Annotated in this window: 11 protein-coding genes; 7 read left to right on the top strand and 4 right to left on the bottom strand. The window is 60.7% G+C overall.

What is annotated here, in order from left to right; all coding sequences use genetic code 11:
• The first annotated feature begins 170 nt into the window (after positions 1-170).
• Genes AB4Y85_RS01790 through AB4Y85_RS01780 form a run of 3 tightly spaced genes read left to right on the top strand, consistent with a single transcriptional unit; the run spans position 171 to position 4,139 of the window.
• Positions 171-2,669, top strand: coding sequence for a PAS domain S-box protein (locus AB4Y85_RS01790; RefSeq protein WP_441983133.1), 2,499 nt, complete (start codon positions 171-173; stop codon positions 2,667-2,669).
• A gap of 1 nt (position 2,670) precedes the next feature.
• Positions 2,671-3,102, top strand: a complete 432-nt coding sequence (locus tag AB4Y85_RS01785) for a response regulator (protein ID WP_441983132.1) — start codon at positions 2,671-2,673, stop codon at positions 3,100-3,102.
• On the top strand, positions 3,099-4,139 hold the full coding sequence (locus AB4Y85_RS01780) for a histidine kinase dimerization/phosphoacceptor domain -containing protein (RefSeq protein ID WP_441983131.1): 1,041 nt from the start codon (positions 3,099-3,101) through the stop codon (positions 4,137-4,139). The genes AB4Y85_RS01785 and AB4Y85_RS01780 overlap by 4 nt, the downstream gene beginning before the upstream one ends.
• Before the next feature lie 56 nt (positions 4,140-4,195).
• Here AB4Y85_RS01780 and AB4Y85_RS01775 read toward each other — a convergent pair whose 3' ends face one another.
• A complete protein-coding gene (locus tag AB4Y85_RS01775; RefSeq protein WP_441983130.1) occupies positions 4,196-4,546 on the bottom strand; it encodes a hypothetical protein in 351 nt (116 codons plus the stop codon).
• 676 nt (positions 4,547-5,222) lie between these two features.
• On the opposite strand from AB4Y85_RS01775, the gene AB4Y85_RS01770 reads away from it, so the two are divergent.
• The gene (locus AB4Y85_RS01770) at positions 5,223-6,866 is read left to right on the top strand and encodes a Na/Pi cotransporter family protein (protein WP_441983129.1); all 1,644 of its coding nucleotides are present in this window, start codon (positions 5,223-5,225) and stop codon (positions 6,864-6,866) included.
• Here AB4Y85_RS01770 and AB4Y85_RS01765 read toward each other — a convergent pair.
• Positions 6,855-7,076 carry a hypothetical protein gene (locus AB4Y85_RS01765; protein WP_441983128.1) on the bottom strand — a complete coding sequence of 74 codons (222 nt, stop codon included), beginning with the start codon at positions 7,074-7,076 and terminating at the stop codon, positions 6,855-6,857. The genes AB4Y85_RS01770 and AB4Y85_RS01765 overlap by 12 nt on opposite strands.
• A 129-nt stretch (positions 7,077-7,205) precedes the next feature.
• Between AB4Y85_RS01765 and gcvA the strand changes: the two genes are divergently transcribed.
• On the top strand, positions 7,206-8,156 hold the full coding sequence (gcvA, locus tag AB4Y85_RS01760) for a transcriptional regulator GcvA (RefSeq protein ID WP_441983127.1): 951 nt from the start codon (positions 7,206-7,208) through the stop codon (positions 8,154-8,156).
• 6 nt (positions 8,157-8,162) lie between these two features.
• Here the strand turns inward: gcvA and mdoH are convergent, their stop codons facing one another.
• Both mdoH and AB4Y85_RS01750 read right to left on the bottom strand, forming a co-directional pair.
• A complete protein-coding gene (gene mdoH, locus AB4Y85_RS01755; RefSeq protein ID WP_441983126.1) occupies positions 8,163-10,358 on the bottom strand; it encodes a glucans biosynthesis glucosyltransferase MdoH in 2,196 nt (731 codons plus the stop codon).
• Positions 10,334-11,905: a glucan biosynthesis protein gene (locus AB4Y85_RS01750; protein WP_441983125.1), complete on the bottom strand. Its 1,572-nt coding sequence runs from the start codon at positions 11,903-11,905 to the stop codon at positions 10,334-10,336. The genes mdoH and AB4Y85_RS01750 overlap by 25 nt, the downstream gene beginning before the upstream one ends.
• 184 nt (positions 11,906-12,089) lie before the next feature.
• Here AB4Y85_RS01750 and glmU point away from each other — a divergent pair, with 184 nt between their 5' ends.
• Positions 12,090-13,466, top strand: coding sequence for a bifunctional UDP-N-acetylglucosamine diphosphorylase/glucosamine-1-phosphate N-acetyltransferase GlmU (glmU, locus tag AB4Y85_RS01745; protein ID WP_441983124.1), 1,377 nt, complete (start codon positions 12,090-12,092; stop codon positions 13,464-13,466).
• 103 nt (positions 13,467-13,569) lie between these two features.
• Positions 13,570-15,396 (top strand): glutamine--fructose-6-phosphate transaminase (isomerizing), encoded by a 1,827-nt coding sequence (gene glmS, locus AB4Y85_RS01740; RefSeq protein WP_441983123.1) that lies wholly within the window; start codon positions 13,570-13,572, stop codon positions 15,394-15,396.
• The last annotated feature ends 42 nt before the right edge of the window (positions 15,397-15,438 follow it).

Below are 15,438 nucleotides of genomic sequence, written 5' to 3'. Positions count from 1 at the left end.
AATGTAATTTTATTGCATTTTACAAGCAGTGTCTTTTCCGTGACAGAGACGCCACAGTGTCAAACTGATTAATCTATGTACATGGCGACTGATTGGACCTGTTCTAAAATATGGGAAAGCTTGGAGCGGTAATAATATAAGGGGAGCTGGCGAAAGTCCGGCGCAAACCATTGAAATCCATAAACTTTGAGGCTCTTTTCAGCGCATCGCCCAACCCGTATGTGCTTCTCAGTCCTTCCCTCGAAATCATGGGAATGAACGAGGCCTATCTGCAGGCCACCATGAGGAAGCGGGGTGACTTGATCGGGCGGAACATGTTCGAGGCCTTCCCCAGCGATCCGAACTCCGACAGTTACAGGCAGCTCAAAGACTCGTTTTCGCGGGTTGTCCGGGAGAAGGTGACGGATCATCTGCCGATCATCGAATATGCGATTCCGCTTCCGGACGGACAGGGCTTCGAAGAAAGGTACTGGAGCGCCACGCACACTCCGCTTTTCAATGAGAAGGGGGAATTGATCTCCATTCTCCAGCACACGGTGGACGTTACCGAGCTTCACCGCCTGCGTACGCTTGCGAAATCGACAATCATCTCTTCCGGTCCCTCCGCGCTCATCGAGACCGATCTTTTCCGCCGCGCCAAGGCGGTGCAGGAGGTCAACCAATCGCTGAACAAGGAGCGGCAGCATCTTCGTGAGCTGTTCGAGCAGGCGCCGGGCTTCATCGCGGCGCTCAGCGGCCCCGACCATGTGTTCACGCTCGCGAATGCCGCCTATCGCGCGGTGGTGGGCCGTTCCGAGTTGATCGGCAAGCCTGTGCGTGAGGCGCTGCCCGAGGTGGTGGGGCAGGGCTTTCTCGATCTTCTCGACGGAGTGTACAAAAGCGGCGAAGCCTTCGTCGGGCGGAGCGTGAGCATTCATCTTGAGATGAAGCCGGGCGCGGAGCCGGAGGAGCGTTTCCTCGACTTCATCTATCAGCCCATCTTCAATCACGACGCCACGGTTTCCGGCATCTTCGTGCAGGGCCATGACGTCACGGAGCAGAAACGGGCCGAGATCGCCCTGCGGGAGAGCGAGCAGCGTTTCAAGCTCGTGGCCGAGAGCGCGCCGGTGATGCTCTGGATGGGCGATCAAAGCGGGCAATGTGTCTATCTCAACCGCATGCAGCGGGAGTTCTGGGGCGTGGAGGAGGACAGCATCCAGGATTTCACCTGGGTCGCAACGGTCCATCCCGACGATCTGGAGATCATGGTGAAGCCCTTCGCGGAGGCGATGGAGAAACACGAGCCGTTCATGTTCGAGGCACGCTTCCGGCGGGCCGACGGTGAGTACCGGGTAGTTCAGATCGACGCCCAGCCGCGCTTCGGCCCCACGGGCGAATTCCTCGGCATGATCGGCGTCAATGTAGATATGACGGAGACGCGCAAGGTCGAACAGGCCTTGAGGGAAAGCGAGGAGCGTTTCCGCGCCACCGCGAATTCCATCGAACAAATGATCTGGGCGACCCGGCCCGATGGCTTCCACGACTACTATAATCAGCGCTGGTACGAATATACGGGCGTGCCGGATGGCTCGACGAATGGCGAGGAGTGGAACGGCATGTTTCATCCGGATGACCAGGAACGGGCATGGGAGGTCTGGAGGCACTCTCTCGAAACCGGTGAGCCCTACCACATCGAATATCGCCTGCGGCATCGCTCGGGTCAGTATCGCTGGGTGCTGGGCCGCGCTCAGCCTGCGCGGGACGAGCAGGGGCGGATCACTCGCTGGTACGGCACCTGCACCGACATTCACGAGCTCCGCCAGATGCAAGATGCGCTCCGGGCGAGCCGCGAGCAGGCCGTTCAATCCGAAGAGGAAACGCGCCGCCTCGCCGGCATTCTTTCCGAGCGGGTCTCTGAACTCGATGTCGCCAACGAGGAGATCCAGCGTTTCGCCTATATCGTAAGCCACGATCTGCGCGCGCCGCTGGTCAACGTGATGGGCTTCACGAGCGAGCTGGAAAGCGCTCAGGGAGAGCTTGAGCGGTTCTATGCCCGGGTATCTCAGTCCCACCCCGAGTTGATCACTCCCAACACCCGTGAGGTCGTCGAGCGCGATCTGGCGGAGGCCATCGGCTTCATCCGGTCCTCGACCGTGAAGATGGACAAGCTGATCAATGCCATTCTGAAGCTCTCCCGTGAGGGCCGCAGGGTCCTGGTGCCGGAGCCGATCAGCATGCGGCAATTGCTCCAGGGTCAGGGGCGCAGCATGGAGCACCAGCTTCAGGAGCGGGGCACCGAACTCGTCGTTGAAAGCGTTCCGGATATGGTCAGCGACCGTCTGGCCATCGAGCAAGTCTTCGGCAACCTCATCGACAACGCGGTGAAGTATCTGAGCCCTGAGCGGAGGGGCAGGATCACGATCCGGGGACAGGAAACCGCAAGTGGTGTCCGCTTTGAGGTGGAGGATAACGGGCGCGGTATCGATCCGAAGGATTTCGAGCGGATCTTCGACCTGTTCCGGCGCTCGGGCATCCAGGATCGGCAGGGCGAAGGAATCGGTCTTGCACATGTGCGCGCGCTCGTGCGAAGGCTCGGCGGCACGATCTCCGTATCCTCGAGGTTAGGCGAGGGCTCGACCTTTACCGTCGTCCTACCCAAATACATCAGCATGAGTTCAGAGGCCGCGTAATATGCCACAGCAGCATCCCGTCACCATCATCATGATCGAGGACGACGAGGGCCACGCCCGTCTGATCGAGAAGAATATCCGTCGTGCCGGAGTGTGCAACGAAATCCGCGCCTTCGCCAACGGAACAGCTGCCCTTGCGCACATGTTCAGCGACGAAGTGCGCAATGCCGGCCCGTTCCTTGTGCTGCTAGACCTGAACCTGCCGGACATGAACGGCGTCGAAATCCTCGCGAAGCTGAAGAGCGATGAGAAACTCAAGCGCGCGCCTGTGGTGGTTCTGACCACGACGGACGACCAGCGCGAGGTTCAGCGCTGCTACGATCTCGGCGCCAATGTCTACATCACCAAACCGGTCGAGTACGAGTCGTTCTCGCAGGCTATCCGCCAGCTCGGCCTCTTCCTTTCTGTCATCCAGGTTCCCGAAACGCTGTGAGCCAGCTTCCGTCCATCCGCCTTCTTTATATCGATGACGACGCCGGCCTCGGGCGCTTGGTGGAGCGCTCGCTCGCCCGTCACGGCTTCGAGGTCACGCATGCATTGAGCGGCGACGAGGGTATGGAGAGGCTTTCGAAGAGCACTTTCGATATCGTTGCCCTCGACCATTTCATGCCCGGCAAGGAAGGGCTCGATGTTCTGGCCGATATTCAGGCCCTGGGCGATCCGCCGCCGGTCGTCTACGTCACTGGTGCAGACGAGGGGCGTATCGCCGTTGCCGCCTTGAAGGCGGGCGCAGCCGATTACGTCATCAAGGATGTCGGAGGCGTGTTCCTCGATCTTCTCCGCTCTGCTGCCGAGCAGGCGCTTGAGGCAGCGCGGCTGCGGCGTGAGAAGGAAGAGGCGCAGCACGAGATGCGCCAGGCACGCGAGCGCGCCGAGACGCTGCTGCGCGAGGTGAACCACCGCGTGGCCAACAGCCTTCAGCTGGTCGCGTCCCTCGTCGCGATGCAGAAGCGCGCCATCACGCAGGATCCCGTCGTTCAAGATACTCTGACGGAAACACAGAGCCGTATCGCCGCCATCGCGCAGATCCACCGCCGTCTCTACACCTCGAACGACGTCCGCTTCGTCGAGATGGACACGTATCTCGGGGGGCTCGTGGAAGAACTGGAAGGTGCCATGCGTGCCGCCGGCCGCGAGCACAGGATATCCCTCGTGGCCGAGGCGATCCCGATCGCGACCGACAAGGCCGTCTCCGTGGGCGTGATCGTGACGGAACTCGTCACGAATGCATTCAAATACGCTTATCCGGAAGGCGCTTCCGGCGACATTCGTGTCATGCTGTCCGCGATCGACGACAGGATCCGCCTGTCAGTCGAGGACGATGGCGTTGGCTGGAAAGGGACCGGCGAGGTGCAGGGAAGCGGATTGGGGACCAAGATCGTCAAGGCGATGGCGGCGAACCTGAAATCGGCTATCGAGTTCGACCAGCAGCACATCGGAACCCGCGCGGTTCTTTCCTTCATGGTTTGAGCGCCACTCTTCACGGGCCAGCCGCCCGGAAGACAGCCCTTTTGCCTGCGCAGGCGCTATGGGTGTTCGTTCTCTTGATCTTTCTTGTATGGCGAGACGGAGACCCGTGCCTTGATGGCGGCGGCGATGATGTTCAGCTCCCGCTGAACACGCTGCAATCGGGAAAGTAACTCCCCATCGCCCATCGTCGGGAGATTATGCAGGCGTTCCTCGACCGGCGTTTCCGCGATGAACCTGCGTATCTCCTCGAGGGTGGTCGGCCCGATATTGGGTACGGTGAGCCATTGCGCATCCGAGATGCTGGCGACCTCCCGTATCGTCGGGCATCGCCCCTGAAATTCCGCGAGGACTGCTCCTCTGACACGACCAGAGCATTTCTCGATTGGAAATGGATCGTCCAAACCCATCTCGTTTCCTCGCCCACTAACAGGTAACGCATTTTCTACCAGCACTGGGACCGTCTCCGATCTTGGCCATATTGACCCTTACATGCCTATCTGTTGCCTTTGGAAAAGAGCAGAGGTCATTACGGTGATTCAAGGCATGCGAATGGGGTAGTCAAAAGGGCTCAAGATTTTTCGATTAACTTATGTTGCATCGCGATAAGTCGAATGCGGCAAAATTTCCGCATATCCACATGGATTATATTCGGTATCGCGGTGTCTCATATCGTATAATATTGGAAAAAACCTGCCTTTTAGCCCTCTTTTGCCATACATATGGCGTTGAAGTGGCGCGAATACGATATGGTAAGGCGATATTACGTCCAGGAACCTATGCAATTGGCAGGAAATTCCGCCTGCGGCCTCAGGCGCTTATACTCCTTTTGCTCAGCTTTCTTATCGCCAAGCTGCCGCTTTTGACGGCTCCTACGGGTTTTGAACGCTAGACGCAAAAGCGATCACTACCCGTCAAGCCTCACCGAACAAAGGGGAGAGGGAGGTTCAAATTCACGAAAAGGCGTTGAGCGTGATGGATTTTTTCCGATTCGATGCATTATTAGCCGGCAACCTGATTGCCGTGCCTTTGCAACAGGATTAATCAGGACGCTTGTGCCGCCCTTAGAGTCTCCTAGAGGAATCGATGTCCGCGACTACCGTTCTGATTCACCTGATGGGTGAGATTGCCCTGCTTTTGTGGGGCATCAACATGGTCAATAGCGGGGTGCAGCGCGCGTTTGGCAGCGACCTGCGGTGGATTCTCGGCGTCGGCCTGCGCACGCGCCTTCGCGCATTCCTGGCTGGGGTCGGGGTGACGACGGTGCTCCAAAGCAGCACGGCGACGGCTCTGATGGTCGCGTCCTTCACGGCGGGCGGCGCGGTGGACATGGTACCGGCGCTGGCTGTGATGCTGGGCGCCAATGTGGGCACGACCCTCATCGTCCAGGTTCTGTCCTTCGACATCACCCTGATTTTCCCGTTTCTGATTTTCTCCGGCTACATCGCATATAAGCGCGGTTCCTCGAGCCGCGTGAAGGATCTGGGACGTGTGGCCATCGGCCTCGGCCTGATGCTGCTGTCGCTTCATCTCCTGAGCCAGACGATTCATCCCATCGAATCGTCGGAAGTGCTGAAGAACGTGCTCACGGTGATCGCGCCCGATCCGCTGATCCTGGTCCTGCTCTCCGGCATCTTTGCGTGGATGGCCCATTCCAGCGTCGCGGCGATGCTGTTCATCATGTCGCTCGCCACAGCCGGCGTCATCGATCCGCATGCGGCTCTCGTCATGGTTCTCGGCGCGAATCTAGGAAGCGCGGTCAACCCGATGCTGGAAGGCATGGAGGGCGACCCCGCCAAGTTCCGCGTGCCTTTCGGAAATCTCGCCATGCGCGTGATCGGCTGCTTGGTTGCGCTGCCGCTCATCGATCCCTTGCTGACATACATGGCTATCTTTGATCCGAACCCCGCGCGCCTGGCGGCGAACTTCCACACGATCTTCAACATCGCGATCGCGGCGGTCTTCATCCTGCCGCTGCCCTGGATCGCGACGCTGCTCTTGAAACTGTTCCCCGAAAAGATGCGTGCCTCCGATCCCGGTACGCCGCAATATCTCGATAAGGACGCCCTCGATACGCCCTCCGTCGCCCTTTCCAACGCGGCTCGCGAGGTTTTGCGCATGGCGGATACGGTGGAGATCATGCTCCGCAGTTCGCAGGACTTGTTCCGCGAGGACGATATCAGCCGCGTTGCGGAGGTCAGCCGCACGGACGACGTGGTGGATCGCCTCTACAGCGCCATCCGTCGCTATCTCAGCTCCATCAACCATGAGGCCCTGAGCGAGACAGAGGCGAAGCGCCTGTCGGATATCCTGACCTTCGCCATCAACCTCGAACATATCGGCGACATCATCGACAAAAACCTGATGGAGCTGGCCGCCAAGCGCATCAAGAATCATCTGCGCCTGCCAAAGGACAGTCTGGAGGACATCGACAGCATGCACGCGAAGCTGCTGGAGCACCTTCAGCTCGCAGCCTCGGTGCTCATGTTCCAGGACATCGGCTCGGCTCGCCGACTCGTCTCCGAGAAGGAGCGCTTCCGCGATCTCGAACGCGCCGTCACCCAGAAGCACCTGGAACAGATCCGTTCCGGCAAGACGGTGGGCGATACCAGCGCGCTGCAGCTGGACATCGTGCGCGATCTCAAGCGCATCGAGGCGCATATCGCCTCGACCGGCCATTCGCTCCTTGAGCAGAGCGGCGAACTCAAGCCCAGCCGCCTAGTCACCTGAGGGGCTGGACCAGCCGTTCTTACGGAGTGATTGCCAATCGGCATATCGTGGCGGGTCGGGCATTCCGATATCGCGGCGCAGATGCTCGGACAGATCGCCCGTGCCGAGAGAGCTGGCGCCCCTGTGAGGAAACGCCGGATGGAGCCAGAGCTTCAGACGCAGCCAAGCGCTCTCAAAGCCGCCGGGGCGGCGAGTTTCATCGTATCTCATGACAGCCTACTGATTTTCTCAAAGGCGAGGAGTTCAGTGCCTCGCTTCTGGAATTAATGTGCTCCTCTGGGCTGGCCTTGACAAAGTGAAAGCCAGCAGGCTGGCATAAGGCAGCCTTATGGATCAGCCATGCCCAAAATACCGTCCAAGCTTCCGCCCATGAGCGCTATTCGGGTCTTCGAAGCCGCCGCGCGTCATCAGAGCTTTACCCGCGCCGCAGAGGAGCTGGGGATGACTCAGGCGGCGGTGAGCTACCAAATTAAGATGCTCGAAGATAGGGTTGGAGCGCCCCTGTTCATTCGCATGCCGCGCCAGGTTTCTTTGACTGCCAAGGGACAGCAGCTGGCCCCTGCCGTAACCAGGGCTTTCGAGGCTTTGCGGGCGGCATTCGACGGGATCGAGGAGGCGGTTCAATCCGTCATTTCGCTGACGACATTGACCACCTTCGCATCGAATTGGCTCATTCCGCGTCTCGGGCGCTTTCAGCAGCTCTTTCCGAACATTGCCGTGCAGGTTTCCATCTCTCAGCAGGTGTTCGAACTTGTTCAAAGTGAGTTCGATATTGGAATCAGGAGCGGATCAGGAGAATGGCCAGGGCTTGAGGCTCATCTGCTGTTTCCCAACAAGTTCACGCCAGTATGCAGCCCCGAACTCATTAAGGGGCACACTCTGCGGGAGCCGCTGGACCTTCTGAAATTCCCTATCATCTCGCCGAACGATCCGTGGTGGCGGGATTGGTTCGCCGCTGCGGGCATCCACGATGTCGACCTGTCGCGCCGCTTGGATAATTCGCTCGGCGTTCAGCAATTCGAAGGCATGGCGGCCATGGCGGGGCAGGGCTTTGCGCTCATCAATCCCAGTTTTTTCCCAGCCGATCTCGCCGCGGGCCGCCTCGTCCAGCCTTTCGACCTTCTGGCGGCCACCGATAGCGGATATTGGCTGGTCTATCCGAAGTCCCGCAAACGCTCCGCGAAGATCCAGGCCTTCCGGGATTGGGTGTTGAGCGAGATCGCCGGAGATGCGGAAAAGGCTTCTGCATCGGCCCAACGAAAAACCGGGGCCTCAGCCCCGGTTGCATGACATTTCCTATTCGGCCGCTTCCGCGTCGACGGGTTTCGGCTTCAAATGGACGAGCATGTTGAGAAGTGCCCGATCATGAAGAACGACCATGCGCTCCTTCGGGTGCAGCCAGGCGATGGCGTCGTCGATGGTTTCGGCATCCACGAGTTTGGCCTCCGCTAGCGCGCGCTCCGTCTCGATGACTCCACGCTTACGGGCGGCTGCCGGGGGCAGCATCTCGAGATGGCGCTCGCGCAGATTAGCATCCGCATAAATCGCCCGCAGGCTGTCTGCGTCGTCGTAGCCGAAACCAGCGTTGCGGGCCTGCAGCTCGTTCGCCCGTAGGGCAATGGCTGGGGGCTGCTTTTCTTCGGGTGTCATGAGCAGGCCGAGCCGTTTTAGGGCGAGGCCCGCGCCGAGCTGCCCACTGAGCCAAGAGAGCGGAATCGCGAGCAGCAGGCCGAGAATCGTGGGCGACATCCATAAGAACAGGGAGGTCGCGATCATGAAGGCCGAGAGCCCCGCCAGAACGCCGAGGACCGTATGCGCCCTGTGACGTCGGACGATGTCTTTGAAGGGGATCGACCCGTCGTCGCGCCGCTGTGGTTGCCAGCCCGTGTCCCGACCAAGCAGGATCTGGAAGACCGAGCCGGATTGGATCAGCATCAGTATCGGCGCTACGAGCGCCGAGAGGGTGATCTCGATCACAGATGAAATGACGAGTCGGATGCCGCCGCCGGAGGCCCGGCGGTCGCGGCCCTTGATGAGCATCAGGATCAGGCCGAAAAACTTCGGCGCGAGGAGGATGCCCATGGTTACGGCGAACAGCGCCAAGGCGCGCTCGGGGTCGAACCGCGGCCAGATCGGGTAGAGCCGGAAGTCGCGGGAGAAGTATTCCGGGCGGATATAGGTCGTTTGCAGCACCAGCGCGATACCGACGATCAGCTGGAACAGCCAGAAGGGCGACGCGAGGTAGGACATGATGCCTGTCGCGAAATGCTGCCGCGTGGGCAGCTTGAAGCCCTTGGCGTTGACAACGCGCATGTGCTGAAGATTGCCCTGGCACCAGCGCCGGTCGCGCGCCGAGAGATCGATGAGCGAGGGCGGGCTTTCTTCATAGGAACCGCTGAGATCCGGCAGCATGTAGACTGCCCATCCGGCGCGGCGCAGCAACGCTGCTTCCACGAAATCGTGGCTCAGGATGTGGCCGCCGAAGGGCGGCTTGCCCTTCAGGTCCGGCAGGCCCGCATGGTCGGCGAAAGCCTTCGTGCGGATGATCGCGTTGTGACCCCAGTAATTGCCGTCGCGGCCCATCCATACGGAAAGGCCCATGGCGATGACCGGCCCGGTGACGCGGGCAGCATATTGCTGGAGGCGCGCGAAGAGGGTGTTGCGGTTGATGATGAGAGGCAGCGACTGAATGATGCCCGCATCCGGGTCCGCCTCCATGGCATCGGCCAGGCGCACAATGCATTCGCCGGTCATGAGGCTGTCCGCATCGAGAACCAGCATGTGCTCGTAATGACCGCCCCAGCGCGATACGAAATCCGCGATATTGCCGGCCTTGCGGTGATAATTCTTAGGCCTGTGACGGTAATAGAACCGCGCATTCGGTCCCAAACGCTCTCTCATCGCGAGGAAGGCACGCTCTTCCGCTACCCAGGCATCCGGATTCGTCGTGTCCGAGAGGATGAAATAGTCGAAATTCTGTCCGAGCCCGGTCGCCTCGACCGATTCGTAGATCGCCTCCAGCGCCGCATAGGTCCGGTCGGTCTGCTCATTGTAGACCGGCATGACGATGGCCGTCCGCTCTTTGAGAGAGGACGGCAGCGGGCCCGTATGGCGGGAAGGGCGGAGCAGGGCGAAGAAGCCGAGCAGGGCGCTCGTGAACGCTACAGCGATCCAGGAGAAATTGACCGTGAAAAGCGCCACCAGGACCCACTGGAGAACCGTCGTGCGGCTGACCGACACGACCTGGTACATTTCGTAAGTACCATAGGCGGTCAGCAACAATCCGCCCCCGAACACGAACAGCCTCGCGAGGTACATTCCCAGCTTGGAATGGTCCCGAACCGGCTTGCGCTCCTCCGAGGCCGACCAGCGCCGAAGCGACTGGGTCGGCATGTTCAGGTGCTTCTCGGGAGGCATGACTACATCGGGCCGCCCGATGGGAGCCACGTTCTGTTTCGAGTCTGGGCCTACGGTGTCCAACGATAAAGCCATGTCTCGCTAATAGGTTTTCCGCCAGCTTCAAGAATGAGACGCATCTCAACCGCGTTTTCGTTGCCCGGGTCAAGCTCGAATGCGACGCGTACCGTCTTTCGTTCCGGATATGGCAAAAGTTTGAGGTTCTGGAATGTTCCCGGTCCAACGGTCAGGACGGATTTAAGGTCCTTAGGCCAATTGTCACCCAGCATATCCCCCGAAAAGTCGATGGCGAACTTCCTGCGCCGTCCACCCGAGCCCCGGCCCACGCGGGTTCCGGAAACTGTGGCGAGCGGTGGACGCTCGGGGGAATTCCACCCCCAATACTGCCGGTAGGCGAAAGGCACCTCGGAGCCGGCTGCCATGGGGTTTTTCGGGCGCCAATAGGTGAGAATGTTGTCGTTGATCTCTGCATCCGTCGGGATTTCGAGGAGCTGGACGCTGCCCTGGCCCCAATCGCCCAGCGGCTCGATCCACAGGCTCGGGCGGCGCTCGAAGCGCTGGTCATCGTCCTGGAAGGCCTCGTAAGCGCGTTCGCGCTGGAGAAGGCCGAAGCCCTTGGGCGTATTGTCCACAAAGGCCGAAATCTGCAGCGTCTCGGGATTGTGAAGCGGTCGCCAGAGCCATTCGCCTTGGCCGTTCAGCATCTGAAGACCGGACGATTCGTATACGGCGGGGCGGATGTCGTCCGCCGTGCGGCGGTCGTTCGGGCCGTAGAAATAGGTGGAGGCGATGGCGCCGAGCCCTACGTGATCGAGGTTGGCGCGAGGGAAGAGCGTCGTCTCCACGTCGATGATGGTCATGTCGCCCGGGCGGAACGTCATGCGCACGGCACCGGTCGTGGACTCAGAATCAAGGACGCCGTGAACCGTGATGCTGTTGCTGCCGATGCCCGGACGCTCGATCCAGAACGCGCGGAAAATCGGGAATTCCTCGCCTTTCGCGTCGGCTGGCTTGAGGGTCAGGGCGCGGCTGATCGCGCCGTAATTCTGACCGCGGGCGAGCGCTCGGAAGAAGGTCGCCCCCTGAATGATCGCGAAATCGAAGGCCTGGGCGTCACCTTTTTGCGAGATCAGGCGGAAGCCCGAAAACCCGATATCGGTAAGATTGTTGGGTACGCTGACCCCACCGAAATTGAATTGGGCGGGGTCATAGCCCACCCGGCGCACGTTGCCGTCTTCCACCAGATAGAGATCGACCGCGTTGCTGAATACGAAGCCGCGATGCAGCGGCTCGACCGCGATTCCGCGTCCTTCGCCTTGCCAGATCGGCTGGCGGAGGGACTTGATGGTGACGTACTGGTCGTATGTCAGGTTCGCGAAAGCGTCCGGCAGGTCGTTCGCGGGGGCTGCGAAGGGCCGCTTGGAGAGCTGGCGCGCGATGTCGACGACGACGGAGGCGTCGAAGCGCTGATTGTCTCCCATACGGGCGAAAATGGAAGCTTGGGGTGTCTGGCCCCAGACGGCAGGTGCGTATGCGAGCCCGGCAATCGAAACGCCGATATAGGCCAGCATATCGCGCCGGCGGGGATGGGAAGGGCGCGAAGACCCCTGCGAATCCGGCACTGCGATACTCTTGTGTGAACGTGGCTCTTCAGCCAGAAAATCGGGAAGACTCATGTTTTATCGTGGATCACGAGTATGAAGTAAACGAGGCAGTTTCGATTCATACTCTTTCTTCATGAAAAGATTGCCGAATTGTCACTTCTGATCTAGCTCCACACACGAAACGCGACCGGATTGTAACCTGATGACATCAAGCGCCTCCTTCACGACACCGCCAGCCAGATCCTGCCTTGCCATTGTCCTGGCCGCTGGGGAAGGCACCCGGATGAAGTCGGACAGGCCCAAAGTGCTCCATCGGATTGCCAACCGCTCGCTGCTCGGCCATGTTCTCGCTGTCGTGACGGAAGCCGGCGCGACGCAGGTCGCCGTGGTCGTCGGTCCTGATCGCGAGGAGTCGGAAAAGGAAGTTCGCAAGGCCCTGCCCGAGGCCAGCACTTTCGTGCAGCGCGAGCGCCTTGGGACGGCGCATGCGGTTTTGAGCGCGCGGGAATCGCTGGCCGCCAAGCCGGACGATGTCCTCATCGCCTATGCCGATACCCCCCTCGTAAAATCCTCGACCTTCGCCACCTTGAGGGCTCCGCTGGCCGAGGGCGCAGCCGTGGTCGTGATGGCCTTCGAGGCCGAGGACCCGACGGGTTACGGTCGCCTGCTAACCTCCGGAGCTGAGGTTCTCGCGATCCGCGAGCACCGGGACGCCAGCGAGGAGGAGCGGAAGATCACTCTCTGCAACGGCGGGCTTATGGCTATCCGTGGCGACGTGGCCCTCACGCTTCTCGACAAGGTCGGCAACAAGAATGCCAAGGGCGAGTTCTATCTCACCGACATCGTCGAGATCGCACGCGATCTCGGATTGAAAACGTCCGTCGCCGTTGTGCCCGAGGAGGAAATTCACGGCGTCAACGATCGCGCTCAGCTGGCTGCCGCCGAGCGAATGATTCAGGAACGCCTTCGCGAAGCGGCGATGGTTTCCGGCGTGACGCTCGTTGCACCCGAAACAGTGTTCTTCAGCCATGACACGAAGCTCGGTCGGGATGTGATCGTGGAACCGAACGTGGTGTTCGGGCCGGGCGTTACGGTCGAAGCCGGTGTGGTGATTCACAGCTTCAGTCATCTCGAAGGAACGCATGTTGCATCGGGCGCTGCCATTGGACCCTTCGCGCGTCTGCGTCCGGGCGCTGCCATCGGGCCGAAGGCCAAAGTCGGCAACTTCGTCGAGATCAAGAACACGGAACTCGGCGCGGGCGCCAAGGTCAACCACCTGACCTATCTGGGCGATGCCACCATCGGGGCCGAGACCAATATCGGCGCGGGCACGATCACCTGCAATTACGACGGCTTCGGTAAATACCGCACGCAGATCGGGGAGGGTGCCTTTATCGGCTCCAACTCTTCGCTCGTCGCGCCGATCACCATCGGCAAGGGCGCTTTCGTGGGGTCGGGATCGGTCGTCACGGAGAGTATCCCGGACGACGCGCTGGCTCTCGGGCGTGGGCGCCAAGTCACGAAGGAAGGCTGGGCCGCCGAATTTCGCGCCAAGGCTAAATCTGCCAAGGGAAAATAAGTCTGCGTGTCATAAAGAGTCACGCAAGTTGATTCCAGGCTGGCCTGTTCCGCCTATATGGGAACGTTGAGCTTGGCATGGCTCGCAATGGAGGCCTCTCGGCATGTGCGGAATTGTTGGTATAGTCGGAAACGCGCCGGTTGCGCCTCAGATCGTCGAGGCGCTGAAGCGGCTCGAATACCGGGGCTACGATTCCGCAGGCGTTGCAACCCTCGAAAATGGTGCTCTCGACCGCCGCAGGGCGGAAGGAAAACTCCGCAATCTCGAGGAGAAGCTGTCGCAAGCGCCCCTCTCGGGGACCATCGGCATCGGCCATACCCGCTGGGCGACCCATGGCAAGCCCAATGAGACCAATGCCCATCCCCATGCCACGGACAAGCTGGCCGTCGTCCATAACGGCATCATCGAGAATTTCCGCGAGCTGAAGGCGGGTCTTGAGGCCAAGGGCGTCCGTTTCGAGACAGAGACGGATACCGAAGTTGTGGCACAGCTCGTCACCTATGAGATGCGCCAGGGCCGGCCGCCCGTCGAAGCCGTGGCCGTGAGCCTGCCGCGCCTTCGCGGCGCTTTCGCCCTCGGGTTTCTGTTCTCCGGCGAGGACGATCTTCTGATCGGCGCCCGTCACGGCGCGCCGCTCGCCATCGGCTATGGTCATGGCGAGATGTATCTGGGGTCGGACGCGCTGGCGCTGGCACCGTTCACCGACGAGATCGCTTATCTGGAAGAGGGCGATTGGGCGATCCTGCGCCGCAAGGGCATAGACATTCGTAACGCCTCCGGCGCGATGGTGACGCGGCCGCGTCATAAGATCCCCGCCGGTTCGTTCATGGCCGACAAGGGCAATTACCGCCACTTCATGGCGAAGGAAATTCACGAGCAGCCGGAGGTCGTCGGCCGCACGCTTGCCCATTACGTGAATTTCACCGCTGGGCGCGTGGAGTTGCCCTTCACGCTGCCGTTCGATTTCAAGGATCTGAAGCGCCTCTCGATCTCCGCCTGCGGCACGGCCTATCTCGCCGGTCTCGTCTCGAAATACTGGTTCGAGAGGCTCGCACGCATCCCGGTCGAGATCGATGTGGCGTCCGAGTTCCGCTATCGCGAAGCGCCGCTTGAACCAGGCAGCCTCGCGTTGTTCGTCTCGCAATCCGGCGAGACGGCGGACACGCTGGCATCGCTGCGTTATGCGAGCGCTGAGCAGCAGCACACGATGTCCGTCGTCAACGTGCCGACATCCACAATGGCGCGCGAAAGCAATGTGGTCGCGCAGACTTTGGCCGGTGTCGAAGTTGGCGTTGCCTCCACCAAGGCGTTCACATGCCAGCTCGCTGTTCTCCTGTCGCTCGCCATCGCCGCGGGCCGGGCACGGGGAACGCTGAGCACCGAGGATGAGAAAGAATTGGTCGACGCGTTGATCGCCATTCCGAGCCAGATGGCCGAGGCGATGAAGCGCGAGGCGCAGATCGAGGTTCTTGCGCGCGAGCTGTCGAAGGCGAAGGACGTGCTCTATCTTGGCCGCGGGACATCCTATCCGCTCGCCATGGAAGGCGCGCTGAAACTCAAGGAAATCTCTTATATTCACGCGGAGGGCTATGCGGCGGGCGAACTGAAGCACGGACCCATCGCGCTGATCGACGAGACGATGCCTGTCATCGTCATTGCGCCCTACGACAACATCTTCGAGAAGACCGTCTCGAACATGCAGGAGGTCGCCGCGCGCGGCGGCCGCATCGTCCTGATCACCGATGAGAAGGGTGCGCTGGAGACGGGCCTCGACACGATGGCGACCATCGTGATGCCGAGCGTGCACCCCATCGTCACGCCGATCGTCAACGCTGTGCCGATCCAGCTGCTCGCCTATCACACCGCCGTCTTCATGGGTAAGGATGTGGATCAGCCGCGCAATCTGGCGAAATCCGTCACGGTGGAGTGATCCGGCCTCTCATCTGCGACGGTTCGCTCCCCGGCAGCCACA

It is taken from the genome of Microvirga sp. 2YAF29, from assembly GCF_052114605.1.
Classification (GTDB): domain Bacteria; phylum Pseudomonadota; class Alphaproteobacteria; order Rhizobiales; family Beijerinckiaceae; genus Microvirga.
The sequence above is the reverse complement of the archived record's forward strand: the minus strand, read 5'-3'. Positions and strand labels throughout refer to the sequence as shown.

Excerpts from the sequence above, each read along its gene's own strand:
- AB4Y85_RS01785 (WP_441983132.1), top strand. The coding sequence starts at position 2,671 with ATGCCACAGCAGCATCCCGTCACCATCATCATGATCGAGGACGACGAG.
- AB4Y85_RS01775 (WP_441983130.1), bottom strand. The coding sequence starts at position 4,546 with ATGGGTTTGGACGATCCATTTCCAATCGAGAAATGCTCTGGTCGTGTC.
- AB4Y85_RS01770 (WP_441983129.1), top strand. The coding sequence starts at position 5,223 with ATGTCCGCGACTACCGTTCTGATTCACCTGATGGGTGAGATTGCCCTG.
- AB4Y85_RS01765 (WP_441983128.1), bottom strand. The coding sequence starts at position 7,076 with ATGAGATACGATGAAACTCGCCGCCCCGGCGGCTTTGAGAGCGCTTGG.
- gcvA (WP_441983127.1), top strand. The coding sequence starts at position 7,206 with ATGCCCAAAATACCGTCCAAGCTTCCGCCCATGAGCGCTATTCGGGTC.
- mdoH (WP_441983126.1), bottom strand. The coding sequence starts at position 10,358 with ATGGCTTTATCGTTGGACACCGTAGGCCCAGACTCGAAACAGAACGTG.
- glmU (WP_441983124.1), top strand. The coding sequence starts at position 12,090 with ATGACATCAAGCGCCTCCTTCACGACACCGCCAGCCAGATCCTGCCTT.
- glmS (WP_441983123.1), top strand. The coding sequence starts at position 13,570 with ATGTGCGGAATTGTTGGTATAGTCGGAAACGCGCCGGTTGCGCCTCAG.